At 66.1% G+C, this 15,177-nt stretch carries 18 protein-coding genes and 1 pseudogene; 8 read left to right on the top strand and 11 right to left on the bottom strand.

From position 1 onward, the window contains the following. Window positions 1–69: 69 nt before the first annotated feature. The 6 genes from ACH4PU_RS25440 to ACH4PU_RS25415 all read right to left on the bottom strand — a co-directional run bounded on the left by ACH4PU_RS25440 (window position 70) and on the right by ACH4PU_RS25415 (window position 2,997). Window positions 70–480: a hypothetical protein gene (locus ACH4PU_RS25440; protein ID WP_398276373.1), complete on the bottom strand. Its 411-nt coding sequence runs from the start codon at window positions 478–480 to the stop codon at window positions 70–72. Then, a complete protein-coding gene (locus ACH4PU_RS25435; RefSeq protein ID WP_398276370.1) occupies window positions 480–1,124 on the bottom strand; it encodes a hypothetical protein in 645 nt (214 codons plus the stop codon). Before ACH4PU_RS25435 ends, ACH4PU_RS25440 begins: the two co-directional genes overlap by 1 nt. 257 nt (window positions 1,125–1,381) lie before the next feature. Then, the gene (locus ACH4PU_RS25430; RefSeq protein ID WP_398276367.1) at window positions 1,382–1,606 is read right to left on the bottom strand and encodes a hypothetical protein; all 225 of its coding nucleotides are present in this window, start codon (window positions 1,604–1,606) and stop codon (window positions 1,382–1,384) included. A gap of 192 nt (window positions 1,607–1,798) precedes the next feature. Continuing rightward, window positions 1,799–1,981 (bottom strand): hypothetical protein, encoded by a 183-nt coding sequence (locus ACH4PU_RS25425; RefSeq protein ID WP_398276364.1) that lies wholly within the window; start codon window positions 1,979–1,981, stop codon window positions 1,799–1,801. A 108-nt stretch (window positions 1,982–2,089) separates the two neighbouring features. After that, window positions 2,090–2,788: a hypothetical protein gene (locus ACH4PU_RS25420; RefSeq protein WP_398276361.1), complete on the bottom strand. Its 699-nt coding sequence runs from the start codon at window positions 2,786–2,788 to the stop codon at window positions 2,090–2,092. Window positions 2,789–2,826: 38 nt separating this feature from the next. Further along, entirely contained in the window at window positions 2,827–2,997 is a 171-nt protein-coding gene (locus ACH4PU_RS25415; RefSeq protein WP_398276358.1) for a hypothetical protein, read from the bottom strand. Between the two features lie 405 nt (window positions 2,998–3,402). On the opposite strand from ACH4PU_RS25415, the gene ACH4PU_RS25410 reads away from it, so the two are divergent. Next, entirely contained in the window at window positions 3,403–4,026 is a 624-nt protein-coding gene (locus ACH4PU_RS25410; RefSeq protein WP_398276355.1) for a DUF6058 family natural product biosynthesis protein, read from the top strand. On the opposite strand, the gene ACH4PU_RS25405 is transcribed toward ACH4PU_RS25410, so the two are convergent. Further along, window positions 4,023–4,151, bottom strand: coding sequence for a hypothetical protein (locus ACH4PU_RS25405; RefSeq protein WP_398276352.1), 129 nt, complete (start codon window positions 4,149–4,151; stop codon window positions 4,023–4,025). The two genes, ACH4PU_RS25410 and ACH4PU_RS25405, sit on opposite strands and share 4 nt — an antisense overlap. A 198-nt stretch (window positions 4,152–4,349) precedes the next feature. Continuing rightward, complete coding sequence (locus tag ACH4PU_RS25400) at window positions 4,350–4,538, bottom strand: hypothetical protein (protein WP_398276349.1); 189 nt, start codon at window positions 4,536–4,538, stop codon at window positions 4,350–4,352. Between the two features lie 216 nt (window positions 4,539–4,754). On the opposite strand from ACH4PU_RS25400, the gene ACH4PU_RS25395 reads away from it, so the two are divergent. Together ACH4PU_RS25395 and ACH4PU_RS25390 are read left to right on the top strand one after the other, a co-directional pair. After that, window positions 4,755–5,594 carry a S1 family peptidase gene (locus tag ACH4PU_RS25395; RefSeq protein WP_398276347.1) on the top strand — a complete coding sequence of 280 codons (840 nt, stop codon included), beginning with the start codon at window positions 4,755–4,757 and terminating at the stop codon, window positions 5,592–5,594. 397 nt (window positions 5,595–5,991) lie between these two features. Further along, a complete protein-coding gene (locus ACH4PU_RS25390; protein WP_398276345.1) occupies window positions 5,992–7,101 on the top strand; it encodes a hypothetical protein in 1,110 nt (369 codons plus the stop codon). Between the two features lie 82 nt (window positions 7,102–7,183). On the opposite strand, the gene ACH4PU_RS25385 is transcribed toward ACH4PU_RS25390, so the two are convergent. Further along, window positions 7,184–7,990 carry a DUF6602 domain-containing protein gene (locus ACH4PU_RS25385; RefSeq protein ID WP_398276342.1) on the bottom strand — a complete coding sequence of 269 codons (807 nt, stop codon included), beginning with the start codon at window positions 7,988–7,990 and terminating at the stop codon, window positions 7,184–7,186. Window positions 7,991–8,541: 551 nt separating this feature from the next. Here ACH4PU_RS25385 and ACH4PU_RS25380 point away from each other — a divergent pair. Next, complete coding sequence (locus ACH4PU_RS25380) at window positions 8,542–8,838, top strand: barstar family protein (RefSeq protein ID WP_398276339.1); 297 nt, start codon at window positions 8,542–8,544, stop codon at window positions 8,836–8,838. 21 nt (window positions 8,839–8,859) lie between these two features. Here ACH4PU_RS25380 and ACH4PU_RS25375 read toward each other — a convergent pair. Further along, a pseudogene (locus tag ACH4PU_RS25375) lies at window positions 8,860–9,729 on the bottom strand (IS5 family transposase). 780 nt (window positions 9,730–10,509) lie between these two features. On the opposite strand from ACH4PU_RS25375, the gene ACH4PU_RS25370 reads away from it, so the two are divergent. Together ACH4PU_RS25370 and ACH4PU_RS25365 are read left to right on the top strand one after the other, a co-directional pair. Beyond that, entirely contained in the window at window positions 10,510–11,430 is a 921-nt protein-coding gene (locus tag ACH4PU_RS25370) for a nuclease-related domain-containing protein (protein ID WP_398276336.1), read from the top strand. Window positions 11,431–11,523: 93 nt separating this feature from the next. Next, complete coding sequence (locus ACH4PU_RS25365) at window positions 11,524–12,318, top strand: NUDIX domain-containing protein (RefSeq protein WP_398276333.1); 795 nt, start codon at window positions 11,524–11,526, stop codon at window positions 12,316–12,318. Here ACH4PU_RS25365 and ACH4PU_RS25360 read toward each other — a convergent pair. Beyond that, window positions 12,302–13,429, bottom strand: a complete 1,128-nt coding sequence (locus ACH4PU_RS25360; protein ID WP_398276330.1) for an XRE family transcriptional regulator — start codon at window positions 13,427–13,429, stop codon at window positions 12,302–12,304. The two genes, ACH4PU_RS25365 and ACH4PU_RS25360, sit on opposite strands and share 17 nt — an antisense overlap. A 325-nt stretch (window positions 13,430–13,754) precedes the next feature. On the opposite strand from ACH4PU_RS25360, the gene ACH4PU_RS25355 reads away from it, so the two are divergent. Together ACH4PU_RS25355 and ACH4PU_RS25350 are read left to right on the top strand one after the other, a co-directional pair. Beyond that, window positions 13,755–14,084: a hypothetical protein gene (locus tag ACH4PU_RS25355; protein ID WP_398276327.1), complete on the top strand. Its 330-nt coding sequence runs from the start codon at window positions 13,755–13,757 to the stop codon at window positions 14,082–14,084. 2 nt (window positions 14,085–14,086) lie between these two features. After that, on the top strand, window positions 14,087–15,177 hold a 1,091-nt coding region (locus ACH4PU_RS25350), incomplete at its 3' end, for an FtsK/SpoIIIE domain-containing protein (RefSeq protein ID WP_398276324.1).

Raw genomic sequence — 15,177 nt, 5'->3', positions numbered from 1 at the left:
GCTCGGCGCGCGCCGCGGCTCCCTTTCCTCCGAGGGCTCCCTGAGACTTCCGGAGAATTCTCGGACCCATCAAAGAGGCTGCTTCTGGTCCTTCATATCGATCTCCTCGGGCTGGAAGACCCGATGTTCCCCGACCTTGACGGCGACGATTTCCGCCAGCCCCTTCTGCATGAACCTCTTGCCCGGGTCGGACATGTCGAAGTCGTCCTTCGCGTCGGCCACTTCACCCAGCGGCCACGCGATGACCCGGCAGTATTCGTCCTCCGTCTGCGGCGGAACGCACCTGACCGGGACCGGCTGCTCGTAATACAGGGCGACCAGGCCGCCGAAGGTGACCGGGATGTCGTAGGAGAACCTCCGGACCTGGCGCCGCATCGTGGCCACGACGTCCACCCGGCTGCCCACCGGCACGGTGACCGACGAGGTGTGTTTCCAGGCGGTGGTCAGCGAACCGCTGACGGAAGCGGTGATCCCGAGCATCAACTGCGCCGACAGTTCCCCGGTGCCCGTGGGGAACCCGAAGCCGTCGTCGTACTCGTCGCCTGGCTCTGGGTCTCGTTGTCGACGCCGATGTTGTCCTTGCTGTTCTTCAGCGTGGACTTCATGGACTTGTTCAGCGCCATGCTCTTCTGCAACTGCGCCTGCACCGCCGCCGAGGTCTTCGCTCCGAAGGTCAGTTGCACCGTCCCTTGAAGCGACCAGCTGATGGTGTTCGAGATCGAGAACTCGACCGTGTCCGTCGCGGTGAACTGAACGGGGTCGGTGGCGTTGACATACGTCTGCTTGGAGATCACGTCGGGGGGAGGCTGCTCGATGCCGCACTCCTCCTCGATGAGCGGTACGCCCAGGTTGAGGTAAGCACGCCATCCGCGTTGGCGTGCCGTGTCCTCTCCGGCGGGAAACCCCTCGTAGCGCACGTCGTTCAGGGAGAATCCGACCGGGCAGATCTCCTTGTCCCCGTCCTTGGGCTTCCTCTTCAGCCTGGACAGGTTCCGCTCCAGGATGGAGCGCGCTTTCCGGAGGATTTCGAGCTCTTCCTGGTTCTGCGTCGTCAAGGGATGGCGCATAAACACATCGCCGAGATAAGCGCGCCCCACAGGGTTCTTCTCACTGGGCTCGGCCATCGCCTTCCGGCTCCTCTCGCCGCACGTCTCCCGCCGCGCGAGGACATGGCCGGGGCGAGAGGAGAGCTCTGGGGCAACCGTCGGAGCACGTCGCGTGCCGGCATCGCCGACTCCCAGGCACCGGTTCCAGGGTCACACCCGCGACGGCGGCTGTCGCGCCGGCGACATCGCATGGGTGATCCGCGACCGCGGAAGCCGGGCCGGGCAGGGACGAGCGGGGCAGGGCTGGGCCGAGCAGGGCAGGGCCGGGCCCGGGTTCAGCGTCCGCGCCGCCACCGCAGCGGACCGGCGGCCAGCCACTCCGCGCGCATCTGCTCGTACTCGCGGCGCTCGGTGGTGGTGAGCGCGCGTCCCCGGCGCTCCGACAGAAAGGCGCGGATGGCGCGGTTGATCTCCTCGGCGCACGGCTGCCGGCGGACGGACTGGTGGGCGGGCTGGTGGACCGGTTGTTGGGCGGGCGGACGGGACGGGACCAGGGACATGCCGACAGGCTAAGGGGGGCCACTGACAAACGGCCCATGATCCGAGGAGAGTTCAGGAGAAGCTCATCAAATCCTCATCAAGCGGGGCACGCGGACCGGCACAGCGGCCGTACCGCTCCTGCGGCCGTACCCGGCCCCCTCGCCGCATCCGCCCCCGAACGCACCCTCGCCCGAAAGCACCCGGACCGGCCGTCACGCCGCCGTGCAGTACCGCACCCGCCCCCGGGTGGCCGCGAGCCACTCGGTCCGCAGACGGGCGTACTCCTGCCGCTCGTCGCCGGTCAGCGCGCGGCTGCTGCGCGCGGCCAGGAAGCTGCGGATGGCGTGGTTGATCTCCTCGGGGCATGCGGGACCTGCGGTCCGGGTGTGGGACATGCGCCCAGATTACGAACGCACACGAACCACCGCATCCGAATATCGCCTGGGCATGCCGCCCCGCACCGACGACCGATCCCGCTCACCGACACGGCTCACCGACACCGGTCACCGATCACCGATGGCCGCCGCCGCGAAGGCCAACCTCCGGTCCACCCAAGGGACTTTGACGCGGAAATCGGCCCCCTCCGACCGCATCACCTCCTCGTCCCCGGCCATCCAGAGCAGCGTCCGGTCGCGGCGAGGCGCGTCACCGCCCTCGGCGCCGAAGGAGAGCACCGAGTCGACGACGCCTCCGACGAGGCTGCCGGCGGCGTGGAGGGCCGCGTCCTGCCGGGAGAGAGCGGCCCACTTGTTGCGTCCGACGATCTCGGGGTGCCCGGGCTGCTCGACGCGCCAGGTGTGCCGCAGCAGCCGCCGCGCCGGCGGCACGCGCCGGACGCGCCCGATCTCCCGCCCCGCCGCGTCCCGTACCACGTAGCACCGCTCGTCGTACCGCTCGTCACCGCCGGCCCGGCCACCGCCCTCACGCCCGACCGTGCACAGTACGCGCCGCGTCTCCCGGTCCTCGTACAGCACACTGGTGTCCGCGTCGGAGGCGACGATCAGGGCGCACGGCGGGAAGACGCGACCCGCCCCCTCCCGCCGGGGCACGCGGACGGCCTTGGGCCCGAACACCGTACGGCCGCCCTTCGCGTCCTGCCGTTCCACCCCGCCGACGGTGAACGTGGTGACGTCCCGCCAGTCGAGAACCGGCGGCAGCGGCTCCCCGCCCCGCCCGCCCCGCGTCGTCCTTCCGAAAACCATCCCCCGACCCTAAACGGCCCGCTCCCGGGGCCGGCCGCTCAGTCCCACTGGTTGAACAGCACCGACCCGAGGTTCTCGGGCCGCCAGTAGGCGATCTGCTCCCGCTCGGCGCCGGACAGGGCGGCAGCGTCGGCCTCCGTGAGCGGCGCCGACAGCCGCGCCGCGCTCAGCAGGGTGAACCCCAGACCCCCGAGCCCGGCGGCCCACACGGGCGGCTCGCGAAACCCGCCCTGCCCGTCGGCGAAGGCGACCAGCGGATAGTGGGCGTTGAACAGCGCGACATGCCGCCCGGCCCTGTCGTCGGCCGTGGCTCGGTGGAAAATGGGCCGGATACGCCGCGGCCACGAACTCCCCGACGCGCGCTCGCCCGACCCGGGTCACGGTGTACCAAGCGACCCGGCACTCCCGTGGTTCGACGATGGGCACGGCCGGCTCCTCCCGCCCCCGAAACCCGGTCACCCCCGCCTCGACCGTGAACACCGCCTCGCCCACCCCTCTCGCCACAGCCCTCCTGGCCGGAACGATACCGGCGCCACCCCTCCATTCGAACACACAATCGAATTCACATACGATCACGGCCGGCCCACCCCGTGACGGCCCTCCAGGAGACGCCCATGCCCACCCCCACCCTCCGGCGGCAGCTCGCCGACCGCTTCCTCGACGTCAACGGCGACCACCCGATGACGGCCGCGGACGACGCCTACGTCACCGAGCAGTTCGCCGTCCTGGACGAGCTCTGCGCGGCACACCGCCGGGACGCGGACGAGGTACGCGGACTGATGCTGACCCGACGCCTGCCCCTCCCCTCGTACCTGCGGTCGGACGGCGCCGAGATGGTACCGGCGGACCTCTTCGGCCTTGCCGAGGAGGCCGGCGGGCCGGACCGGCTGGAGGCGTGGTTCGTCGGCCACTGGACCGATCCGGCCGAGGGCCGGGCGGAGTGGGACGCCTACCTGAGCGGCCGGTACGTGTGCCTGCACTCCGTGCGCCCGGACACCATCCAGCGCAAGGAGTACCTGACGGCGGCGATCGGCGCCGCCCCCGGAACCGCCGACGCCGGAACCGCCCCCTGGGCGGCACGCCTCCACACCCTGATCGACGAACTCGACGCACTGGAGCCCGCGTTCACCCCTTACGACCGCCTCCGCTTCGGCGGCCCGACCTCCCGCGACACCTGCATCGACGCGATGCGCGCCCGCTTCCCCCGGCCGGCGGAGGCGGACGCGTCACCGTTCTAGGGCTTCCCGGAGGTGTGCGAGGAGGCGGGAGCGTCCAGGCGCACGTCGCCGACGTGCCGGCGCGCGACGGTGAGGAGCCGGCCCAACGGCTCGTCGGTGGCGGGGCATTCGCCGTGCGAACCCATGGGCAGGTCGGTGACCTCGAACTCGAAGAACTCGTCGCGACCCGTCCGCGAACGCGCGGTCCGGACCGTCGGGCGCTGCCGCGAGCTGCCGCCAGGAGGGAAACGTGGCGACCTGCCGGGGGGACTCCGTCCGGGCGACCGGCGAAGACCGCAGGCTACCAGCGGCCCCTCCCGGGCCCGTCACGCCCGCGGCCGGGCTCAGGTGCCCCGGGACGAGCCGTCGGCCGGCCCGCCGCGGCGCCGTATCGCGTCCACCCACCGGGCCCGCAGCTCCTCGTACACCCGGCGCTCGGCAGGAGTCAGGGGGCGTTCGCGGTCGGCGAGGAACGCGCGGATGGCGCGGTTGATCTCCTCGGCGGGGCACGTCGGCTCCGAGGCGGCAGGCATGCCCCTCAGCCTAGCCAAGGCCCTCTCGCCGGAGCCCGAGGACGAAGACCCTCAGAAGACGCGCCACCGGCCCCCCTCCGGGTCTCCCCCGTCACGGAAGGGGGCCGGCCCCACCCTCGACCGGCCCGTTACCCACCTGGCCGGACGGCGCCCGGACAACGAACCTGAATGCGCACGGATCACCACGCATCCACCAGGTGAAAAAGGAATGCCTCTGTGTTCAGCCTCAAGCCGCCGCGCCGCCGTACCGCCCGTACCGCCGCGATCGGCGCTCTCGCCGCCGCGGCCTGCGCCACCGTCCTGACCGGCAGCGCCGGGGCCATCGTCAACGGATCGGACGCCACGGAGAGTTATCCGTTCATGGCGGTCGTCCCGATGTCGGTCCCGGAGTCCGGCCTGGTCGACGCGAACTGCGGGGCGTCACTGATCGACCGGCAGTGGGTGCTGACGGCCGCCCACTGCGTACGGGTCGAGGGCGTCAAGCTGAACGGCACCGTGCGGATCGGCAGCGACCACCGCAAGACCGGCGGCACCGTCCGCAAGATCGACCGGACCTTCGTCCACCCCGGCTACGTGAACGGCGACGACAAGGCCGCCAACAAGAACGACATCGCGCTGATACGTCTGGACCGCCCCGTCGCCGAGCGACCCATCAAGATCGCCAAGCGGCCGGGACCGCCCGGCACACCGACCCGGCTGCTGGGTTTCGGCACCACCGTCGAGGGCGAATGGGCGTTCCCGGACCGGCTGCAGGAGCTGGACGCCCGCAGGGGCGCCATGTCGGAATGCGCCCCCGGCTACGCGGACCGCACCCGCCTCTGCACCATCAGCACCGTCCCCCGGGCCATGGCGTGCCACGGCGACTCCGGCGGACCGCAGATCCGACGGGGCCGGCACGGCCGCTGGGAACTGATCGGCGTCACCTCGGGCCCCGGCGCCCCGAACGTACCGTGCACGCGGGGCCCCGGCCTCTACACCAACGCGCCCGCCTACGCGGGCTGGATCGCCGAAACCCTGAGGACCAACAGCGCTCCGCCGACGGCGCCCACGGGGTGAGGAAACACCGAAGACCCAGGGTGGAGACTGCTCCGACCTGGGCAATGCGCTGTGCCGCAGTGGGCTATTAGCCGGCTGGCTGTGAAACCGGTGACGACCACGGGATCGCGCTGCGTCGCTGTCCAAGCCGTCGAAGCCGCGGTGTGCCAAAACCCATACTCTGCCAACTGTTTGGCCAGCCGTTCATCGAGTCCCGCCGGTTCCGTGCGCCGTGCAGTGCCCCCCCGCCTGCGCTATCTGCTGCTCACTCAGGAACGCTTCACGGTCTCGACCGCTTCACTGTGCACTGACTACCACCCGTCAGCCGTCGGGTCCGCACCAGGGCTGCTCTCGCTGCGTTCGTTCACCTTGTGGCCTGTCCAACCGAGCTGCCCGCGGCGTGCCCTAAGGTCTGGCCATGACCGCTAGCGTTGTGGAGATCAAGCCGGGCGATGTCCGTACACGCGCGGAGATCCGCGCCCTATTTGGAGGAAGCCCGCAAGGAGGGATCTGCCCCTCCGATGACAAGCAAAGCGTCAACTTGTACTCAGACCCAGATGTGGGCGAGCATCTGGGGTACTACGACGGATGGTTGGCTGAAGAGGACGAGTTGGGGCCCGTCTTCGAGTACACAGGCGCCGGCAAAGTTGGCGACCAGACCTTCGATGGCATCGCGGGTTCAGGAAACCGAGCGATCCTTCGTCATGCAGAGCAGGGGCGGACTCTGCGGGTGTTCACACGAGTCGGCAAGGTCCCGGGGAGTGACACGAAGACTCACAGGTACCTGGGAACGTTCGCGCTCGATGGAACACAGCCGTATGTGTGGCGCAGAATTCACGGCGAGGACGGGAACGAGCGCAATGTCATCGTCTTTCGCTTGCGCGCCGAGGGCGAAGTACAGCACGCCGTGCAAGATGTGATTCCCCCTGCTGACGAGACCTTGGCGGAGTTTGTGCCGTTCCAGATGGTTACAGCTGCCATGTTCCAGTCAGACCCAGCGACGAGCGGAGACTTGCCACTACCCAAACCACGGACACCCAAGCGGACAACTTCCCGAGGAGTAGCACCCAATACAGAGACCAGCGGAACCTTTGTCATACCTGCGGCCTTTAGCGCCAGGCTGAGCCTCCGAGCCGCGACCGCTGCAACCGTGGCCGTCCGCCACGAGGCCGAACTGACTCAGGCATACAGGGCACGCTTGGAGGCTGCTGGACATCAAACTGGTGCCTTCCAGATCAAGGTGAAGGGGCTCACTTCAACTCTCCGCACCGATCTATACGACGCGACGGATCATGTGCTCTATGAGGCGAAGGGCTCGAGCTCCCGGGAAGACGTGCGCACGGCACTCGGGAAACTTCTTGACTATAGCCGTTACGTCAAATCTCCTGGGCACCAAGGTGAACCACAGCGCATCGTGCTTTTGCCGTCCGCCCCTGACCCGGATATGTACGACTTGCTTGATAGGTACGACGTTGGACTGATCTACCGGTCAGACGACGGCCGTTTTGTTGGGGATGCGGTCATCTGATTCGCAGTAGGGTGATTTTTCCGTGTCGCGCAGCGTGATTGGCGACACGGAAAAATCAACACTCGAACAACAACTACGTCAGCTATATCGACCAGACGTTGGAAACCTTCCCCAACATCGTGGCACCGGAGTAAGGGATCAGGTCGAGCGGATTCATCCAAGCATCGGAAAAGTGCACATTGAGATGGAGCGCCCATGGAAGGAGGACATCCTGCTCCGATATCGCATCAATCTGAACAAGCGATGCACCCGCCCTCGGCGATCTGAGCAGGGCATTATGGCGGGGATCTCTCCACTGGAGATATCCTTTACCCGCTACCCACACGCTATCCGGCCACTCAATAGGGTTGCGAGTTCGACACCATTCCACAAGGTGCCTACCAACGGTTTCCAGGTTGAGACTGTCAAACGCAAAAATCATGCCCGACGTGGGGAAAAAGCTATACTTTTTTCCGTATGCAGTAGTTGAGCGCGCGATCACGCCCGGTATAGGACGGTATGCCACTTTAGGGAGCATACGCATGCGGCTGATTTTATTACAGGCATCGACGAGCTGATGACCGTCGAGCTTAGTCTTCACTTCCACCACGCCGTAAACGCATTCATTCGGGATAATACGAAAGCCCTTAAGATTTGTGAACGGAGGCGTTCCACGATCAATGAGAACGATGTCACCCTGCGGAGACACATCGCCATTGGTTGCGATTATTTCGGCGTTATGGACAGCTTCGACATGAGACGGAAGGTACCCAGATAGAAAGTTTTGGACAAGCACCTCGCGCGACGTCCCAGCCTCCCCATTATGATTAAAGTTCTGCGACTGCTCGAAGTCAGCACGCATTCTCTTTGCTACTGATGTGAGTATCTTTCCGAGCTTCTCTTGGTGCATGTAGACCCCCTGAACCTCATACTGATGCAGCCAGTGCCCTGGCGGCACTGAACCCTTTGCCGCGGACCACCGGCCTGGGCTTAGGAGACGTGCCCCTGCGCCTACGTCTCTCCCGCCCGCCCTGCGAACAGGCCCACGGCCTAATATCCGCGCATTTCGCGATCTTAGGTCGGTCGCGCTCGTCCGTCACCGCCGCTGTCGCCTGTGACACGGCTTTGGACGCCGGGTTCGCGGGCTACTTCCGAGAACGCGTTGCTAGGCCCTGAGGGCGGGCAGCGCAGCGCGCGCCCCTCATCAGCCGAGGTGCCGGTGGTCTCCCAGGTGACCTACTAGCCGATCTTGGGGGCGATGGCACTCGGACCGTGGACTACCTCGACAAGGTCCCCGCGCGGCAGCGACGTCAGCACCACGTCACGAAGAACCGCCGGCGCCATACAGTCCTCTGCCCCAGCATGCGCACCATGCCGTCGGGCCGGCTCCGCGTCGCCCAGCTAGAGCCTGTCTCTTTGACCGGTGAGTGCCTCGTGGGGTGGGCTGGTTAGTCTGCTGCGATGACGGATAGCGAGCTGGTCGTTGACCTGCGTGGTCGACTGATCGAGACCCTCAACGACTTCTGGGACGCGGTGAGTGAGCCGTGCGGGCTGCCGGAGTGGTTCGGCCGGAATCTGGATGCGTGGTCGGACACGATCGAGACCCGGGGCATCTCTGAGGTGATCGACAGCCACGACATTCTGACCGTGCACGTCGACCGGCGGAGTCTCTTCGGCGGGAACCTGCGGGAGGCCGAAGCCCTGGCCAGCATCTTTGACGGAGAGCAGAACCGTCTCATCGTGCACGGGTTGGCCTGAAGAGTCCTTCGGGCGCCTTGCTCAGCACCGGGTCCAGATGAGGATGGCAGCAAGGTGGAGTGCGGCCTGGTAGGCGATGGCGAGCGTGTCCGTCCGCATTGCGAGGCCGCGCCACTGCTTGAGTCGGGCGATACATCGCTCGACGGCATTGCGCTCCCTGTATGCCTCGACGTTGAAGCCGGGGGGCCGGCCACCGGCGCGGCCTCGCCGCAGGCGGTGGCCGACCTGGTCGGCGGGCTGCGGGATGACCGCACGGATGCCGCGTCGACGGAGGCGCCCGCGGATCGCGCGGGAGGAGTAGGCGCGATCCACAAGGACGACCGCAGGGCGGGTTCTTGACCTGCCGAGTCCCCTTCGCGGGATTCGGATTCCGACCATGACCGCCTCGAAGGCCAGCGCGTCACCAGCCTGGCCTGCCGTGACCTGCATTGACAGAGGCCGTGCCCGACTGTCGCTTGCCAAGTGGACCTTCGTGCTCAAGCCACCACGAGAGCGTCCAAGCGCGTGCTCCTCGGGCTCGGGCCGGTCGGAAGCCCTTTTTCCCTGGCTCCGGCCGAATGCTGATGGGCGCGGCAGACGGTGAAGTCCACCGAGACCGTCCAGCCCACGTCGCCACCGGCATCCGCCACAGCGAGGATCGCCGCGAGGATTCGTTCCCATGTGCCGTCCACGGCCCACCTGATCAGGCGTTTGTGCGCCGTTTGTGCGCGGTCTGAAAGGACCCGAGTTCCTCCGGCAGGTCACGCCAAGGTGAGCAAGTGCGGTACTTCCACGCGATGGCTTCCAGGTTCGGCGGTGGTCGGCCCACCTTCGTCCACGGACCGGATCGGCCGGCATCAGCGGCTCGATCCGGTCCCACATCGCATCGATGATCACTAACCGGACAGGCATATCGGATCAACCGATCAACCCACCAAAGAGACACGCTCTAGATGTCAAACGCCCCGGAGCGTGCTCGCTCCGGGGCGTTTCTGCTGGTGGGCACAGACGGATTTGAACCGCCGACATCCGCTTTGTAAGTTCGAACGGGACCCTTCCGCAGCCGTTCTTCTTGTGCGGTAGGAGCCTCCTCTCGCCTGCGGAGAGTCGCTGTTGTCCGCCGACGTTGATGTCAGCGGTGGATGTCACCGAAGCCACGACACGACCTGCACCCGGCGGCCCCGCTTCCCTTCCACAGACCTCTCCCGGCTCCCATCCCGTCTGCCTTCGACCCACACGTATGTGGAGCGGGCGTGGTCCATGGCGTCCAGGTGGAGCGCGCCACTGTACGAACGACCTGGACGCCATGGGCCGCGTCTGCTCGGCTTGTCCTGGGTCGAAGGTAGGCGGGATGGGAGCCTCCCCACGCACGCCACGATGCACCGGCACCCGCAAGCGGCGCCCCCTCCCATCCCGGAGTTGGAGCGCCCCCGCCGGAGGCATCGTTCTGACCTTCACCTTTTCGGTCCGCCGTACCACCAATGGCGCGGGGCCGCCGCCGGGCTGCCCGGCGCCGTAGGCAGGCCGGGCGAGCCCGAGCGAGCGGCCCCGCGCGCCGCGCCGTGCGCGGCGGGCCTTGATGAGGTAGAGAAACTTGTAACAGCTTGGCTCAGAGCCTGGCAGGGTTGGTCTTGCCTGGAGACTGAGTGGCTGGTCCCATGGTTGTGGGGACGGGACACCTGGGGGCGGGGCATGAGCGATCTCACGGTAAATCCATGGAAACGTCACGGCCGGGACAGGCTCTATGTGAACCTGCCTGACGGCACTGCGGTTGCCTGGGCTGACCGAGGAACGAAAGCCGTCACGATCAAGGTGCAGAAGTACCGAGTAGAAGCTTTGGTGCTCCTTCGGCAACACCTTGGAGATTCGGTGACGGTGAACCAAGCAGCGGAGACAGATGTTGAGCCTTCCGGGGCCAATCCTGGAGCAGAACGACCTCAGTCTGACGCCCCATCCGGGTCCCTGCCCAACCGGATGCCTAAGCTCCCGAAAATGACGGTTGCGGACGACCTGGCTCGCAACCCTCCTGGTGCAGGACTTCTTGAGGCTCTGGCCGTACGAGGTCCGTCGCCGATTCAGCGTTTTTGGTCCAAGGTGAGTGGGCGTACCTCAGAATGGGATGCGTTCTATGTGGGCCTTGCCGGTGAGCAGCGAGCCGGCCGCGAACTGGAACGTCTCGGAGTACACGGGTGGCGCGTACTTCACGGCGTTCCGAATGGTCGTGGTGGTGATATCGATCACCTGTTAATGGGTCCCGGTGGGGTATTCAGCATCAACACTAAGCGTCACCCCGGGGCAATAGTTTGGGTCGGCGACAAGGTGGTCAAGATAAATGGTGGCCCGCCTCAGCCGTATGTTGCGGCAAGTGAATCAGAAGCGATGCGCGTACAGAGTGTTTTGCAACGGTACTGCGGGTTCGCCGTTCCGGTCGAGCCGATGATTGTCTTCGTTGATATCGAGTCCTTGGTCCGATCGGCTACGCGGTACGCCGTTCACATCTACCAGGAGCGCGAAGTCTCTGCGCTTGGCCCCCTCTCTGGCAGGCTCGCCCCGGCGCAGGTGGAGCAAGTCTTCGAGGTCGCCCGACATCGTCGGGTCTGGCTGCGCAGCTGATCGCTGAGTTGGGTGAGGGCCCTGTTGTCCGTAGGTCGTGACGGCTACGCTGGTGCGTGCCAGTTTGACGACACCGGGGAGTGTGCTCAGGGAATGGGACCGAAGTCGGAGCGGGTCTACGACACAATCCGTGAGTGGGTCCGGACTGGCAAGTACCCGCCCGGGGACAAGCTTCCGTCGGAGCGGACGTTGTCGGAGCAGCTGGACATCGGTCGTACGGCGCTGCGGCAGGTCTTGGCGAGGCTCCTTGCCGAGGGAGTGATCACAGTACAAGGGCGGAGCTCGTACCGAGTGCCGGATCAGTCCGTTTCCGTAGAGGCGCCCGACGATCTCGAACGCTGGCAGATTCATGGCGAAAGGACCGTTTACGATAACCGTTGGGTGAAACTTACCCTCGCCGATGTAGAGCCACCGGGCGTTGAGCGGTTCGAGCATCACGTTGTGCGACTCCATCACGTGGCGATTACTGCCGTCTTGGATGAGCAGGACCGAGTGCTGATGTTGTGGCGCTATCGTTTCGTACCGGACTGCTTCGGCTGGGAGCTCCCAGGTGGCATCGTGGATGCTGGAGAAGAGCCGGCCACGACTGCGACGCGAGAGGTCGAAGAAGAGACGGGTTGGCGCCCTGAAAGGGTCGAGCATGTCGTCACGTTTCAACCCATGGTTGGAATGGTCGACTCGCCTCATGAGGTCTACGTCGCACATGGGGCAAGTAAGGTCGGCGAGCCCACCGACCTTGAAGAGGCCGGTCATGTTGCCTGGGTCCCGCTTGCAGATATCCCTGGCCTGATGGCTCGTGGCGAACTCATGGGCTCCGGAACCCTAGTTGCACTGCTCTATGTGCTGGCCTCAAGGCGAAATGCTGAGCGTTCTACAAGCCGCTCGTGAGCTGACTGATTCGCCGACGCTGTCGTACTGACCCGGTTTGATTGGCCAGCAACCTGGCGTGCTGAAGGTGGTCCCTCGCCTGGTCGTACTCCTGGCGTGCCAGGTGAGCGTGAGCCAGGTCGCAGTGTACGCCCGCCGATGCTCGAATGAAGGTTGGGTCCATGGCGTCGAGCGACGAGTACAAGTCGCTTACCGCATCGTCATCACCGATGAGAGCGAGCGCATTTCCACGCCATCGACTCAAATGGTCTTGGTTAAGGAAAATGCTCAACATATCTGGGTCACGGGCTTCTTGGCCGGGCGGTAGAAGGCGTATGGCATTGTCCAAAGCCCGGCGGCAATCGTCGGGTAATGAGGCCCTGGCGCAGATTTCGGCTTCTGCCGCGTACAACCATGAGCGAAGTCGCGGTGACATCGACGTGCCACCCAGACGCTGGGCTTCCCTCACCAGCCGGACCGCAGCGGCCGGCCTTCCGGCGTCACAAAGTACGTAGGCTTGCTCCGCCGTGGCATGGGCGAGGTACATCGGCTCTTCGGCCTCCCTCGCGGCGCGCTTGCCGAGCTCGTAGTCGCGCCAAGCCCTCTCGGCCGCTCCAGAGTCCAGGGCTTGCCATGCCGCGAGAGTGGCGGCGCCGGCCAGTGCCAGGGCGACGGGGCGTCGAGTCTCAGGAAGAGCCGCGAAGGTGAGAGCGTCCTCAAGTCTCGCCAGGTGAGCGGTCATCTCATCGACCAGACCTGCTGAACCCATTTGTCGGTCCATGGTCCGCAGTAGCTCTGTCTGGTCAGCGAATGTCTCCACCATGGTGAGGCTCACAGCGCGGGCCGCGTCGATCCGGTTCACTAGTTCGTCATAGCCGTCTGCTGTGACAGAAGACTCTCGATCTCTGCCGAGCAGCTCACCATCGGTGACACCGAGGAGCGCGCGAAGGACCTTTGCGTACCGCTCAGTGATGGGCCGCTTGCCGTTCTCCCACTCCGAGACGTAGACGCGCAAACTCGCTGTGGAGGCGACAACTGCTCCATGCTGGCGCGCGTACCGTTCGATCTCTCGAACCAGTCGTTCTTGCGACCATCCACGGGAGTTGCGTGCTGTTCGGAGTCCGTTCGTCACCTTCACCCTCCCCGAATGCGGAACCCGTGCCCCAACAGAAGGATGCCGCACAAAGCTGCTGGCCGGCAGGGGTTAACCCTGAGCACGTTAAGCCCTGTTGGCTACACGGGAGTTGATGGACGCGCTTCGCTAGTTGGGTCGCACCAAGGCGAGTTGTCGGGCCTTTATGCGGGACCACTTGACATCTGGTGCGCACCAGATGCAACCTAGTGGTGCGCACCAGATGAGAGCGCGGGTCTGCCGTCCGTTTCTGAGCGGGCTGGCAGCGACGCACTGGAACTCCAATCCACTGAGCCTCTAACGAGGCTGACTCAAGGAGTGCTCCATGCCGTCCTTCAAGATTGATCTTTCGACCGCTGTGGTGTTCGTGGCCACGCCGCCGGTTCCGAAGCTGGTGAACAAGCAGACGGGTGAGCGGGCGGTGGACCGGGAGACCGGCGCCGGCCTGTCCACGGTGGGCCTGCTGGTCTCGGACGAGGGGGAGGGGAACCTGTACCAGGTGACCGTTCCGGAGACCGGTCTCCCCGACGGTCTGACCCCGGGTGCACCGGTGTCCGTGGTGGGCCTGAAGGCTCGGGACTGGGAGAAGGAGTTCAACGGTCAGAAGCGTCACGGGATCTCGTTCCGCGCGGTCGCGGTCACGCCGGCGGTCTGACGATGACGGACATAGCCACGGTCCTCGAAGCCTCAGGCGCCTTGGCCGGTGCCGGTGGTCTGGGGTACGCGAAGGCCCGCTCGTCTCGTGTGTACTGGTCGCTGGTGGGCATGCCGGCCACCTGGGGCCGGTTCATCTGGACGTACCGCTCCACGATGGGCGTGTGCGGGCTGACGGTTCAGCCGTCCGGTCTGCGGGCGTTCATGGTCCGCAACGTCGCCCGCCGAGAGGTCCAGCAGGTACCGCCCCGCATCCGTCGGGTGCGCGGCACGATGACCGGCCTTCGGGTCACGCTGCGGCTGCCGGCCGGGTTGGAACCGGCGGACTTGGCGGCGGCCTCGGAACGGCTGCGCCACGCTTGGGGCGTGCACTCGGTCCACGTGATCGAGACCCGGCCCGGCTTCGTGGAACTGCGCATGACTGGCTACGACGTGCTCCGCCGTGTCCGGATGCCTCGTAAGGTCCGGCCGGCGGACATGGTGGTCCCGGTCGCGCTGCGGGATGACGGGACTGCGTTCGTGCGCGACTACCGCACGGTCCCGCACGGGCTGACCTTGGGCGCGAACCTGTCGGGCAAGTCCATGTTTCAACGCAACCTGATCAAAGGGTTGGCGTCGCTGCCGGTGGCGCTGGTTGGTGTGGACTGCAAACGCGGCGTCGAACAGTCCGGCTACGCCCTGCGGCTTTCGGCCCTGGCCACGAACCCCGACCAAGCAGTGGCCCTGCTGAATGTGCTGGTAGCGGAGATGGAAGAACGCTTCGATCTCCTCGCCGCACACGGCGTGGTGGACCTGTGGGAGCTGCCGGAGAAGGTACGGCCGGTGCCCGTCGTCGTCCTGGTCGATGAGGTCGCCGAGCTGTTCTTGACCGCCTCCAAGAAGGACGAGGAACGCCGGGATCGGCTCGTCACGTCACTGATCAGGCTTGCCCAGATGTCCCGCGCGGTCGGCATCTACCTGGAAATCTGCGGACAGCGCTTCGGGTCCGAACTCGGCAAAGGCGCCACCATGTTGCGCGCTCAGCTCTCCGGCCGGGTCGTGCACCGGGTCAACGACAAGCAGACCGCCGAAATGGGCCTTGCGGACGTCGCCCC

The organism is Streptomyces sp. NPDC021100, from assembly GCF_044333095.1.
GTDB lineage: Bacteria > Actinomycetota > Actinomycetes > Streptomycetales > Streptomycetaceae > Streptomyces.
Note: the sequence above shows the minus strand (reverse complement) of the source record. Positions and strands in the feature narration are given on the sequence as shown.

What these genes read in the sequence shown, in the direction of transcription:
- ACH4PU_RS25440 (WP_398276373.1), bottom strand. Translation starts at nt 480, where the DNA reads ATGCTCGGGATCACCGCTTCCGTCAGCGGTTCGCTGACCACCGCCTGG.
- ACH4PU_RS25435 (WP_398276370.1), bottom strand. Translation starts at nt 1,124, where the DNA reads ATGGCCGAGCCCAGTGAGAAGAACCCTGTGGGGCGCGCTTATCTCGGC.
- ACH4PU_RS25430 (WP_398276367.1), bottom strand. Translation starts at nt 1,606, where the DNA reads ATGTCCCTGGTCCCGTCCCGTCCGCCCGCCCAACAACCGGTCCACCAG.
- ACH4PU_RS25425 (WP_398276364.1), bottom strand. Translation starts at nt 1,981, where the DNA reads ATGTCCCACACCCGGACCGCAGGTCCCGCATGCCCCGAGGAGATCAAC.
- ACH4PU_RS25420 (WP_398276361.1), bottom strand. Translation starts at nt 2,788, where the DNA reads ATGGTTTTCGGAAGGACGACGCGGGGCGGGCGGGGCGGGGAGCCGCTG.
- ACH4PU_RS25410 (WP_398276355.1), top strand. Translation starts at nt 3,403, where the DNA reads ATGCCCACCCCCACCCTCCGGCGGCAGCTCGCCGACCGCTTCCTCGAC.
- ACH4PU_RS25405 (WP_398276352.1), bottom strand. Translation starts at nt 4,151, where the DNA reads ATGGGTTCGCACGGCGAATGCCCCGCCACCGACGAGCCGTTGGGCCGG.
- ACH4PU_RS25400 (WP_398276349.1), bottom strand. Translation starts at nt 4,538, where the DNA reads ATGCCTGCCGCCTCGGAGCCGACGTGCCCCGCCGAGGAGATCAACCGC.
- ACH4PU_RS25390 (WP_398276345.1), top strand. Translation starts at nt 5,992, where the DNA reads ATGACCGCTAGCGTTGTGGAGATCAAGCCGGGCGATGTCCGTACACGC.
- ACH4PU_RS25385 (WP_398276342.1), bottom strand. Translation starts at nt 7,990, where the DNA reads ATGCACCAAGAGAAGCTCGGAAAGATACTCACATCAGTAGCAAAGAGA.
- ACH4PU_RS25380 (WP_398276339.1), top strand. Translation starts at nt 8,542, where the DNA reads ATGACGGATAGCGAGCTGGTCGTTGACCTGCGTGGTCGACTGATCGAG.
- ACH4PU_RS25370 (WP_398276336.1), top strand. Translation starts at nt 10,510, where the DNA reads ATGAGCGATCTCACGGTAAATCCATGGAAACGTCACGGCCGGGACAGG.
- ACH4PU_RS25365 (WP_398276333.1), top strand. Translation starts at nt 11,524, where the DNA reads ATGGGACCGAAGTCGGAGCGGGTCTACGACACAATCCGTGAGTGGGTC.
- ACH4PU_RS25355 (WP_398276327.1), top strand. Translation starts at nt 13,755, where the DNA reads ATGCCGTCCTTCAAGATTGATCTTTCGACCGCTGTGGTGTTCGTGGCC.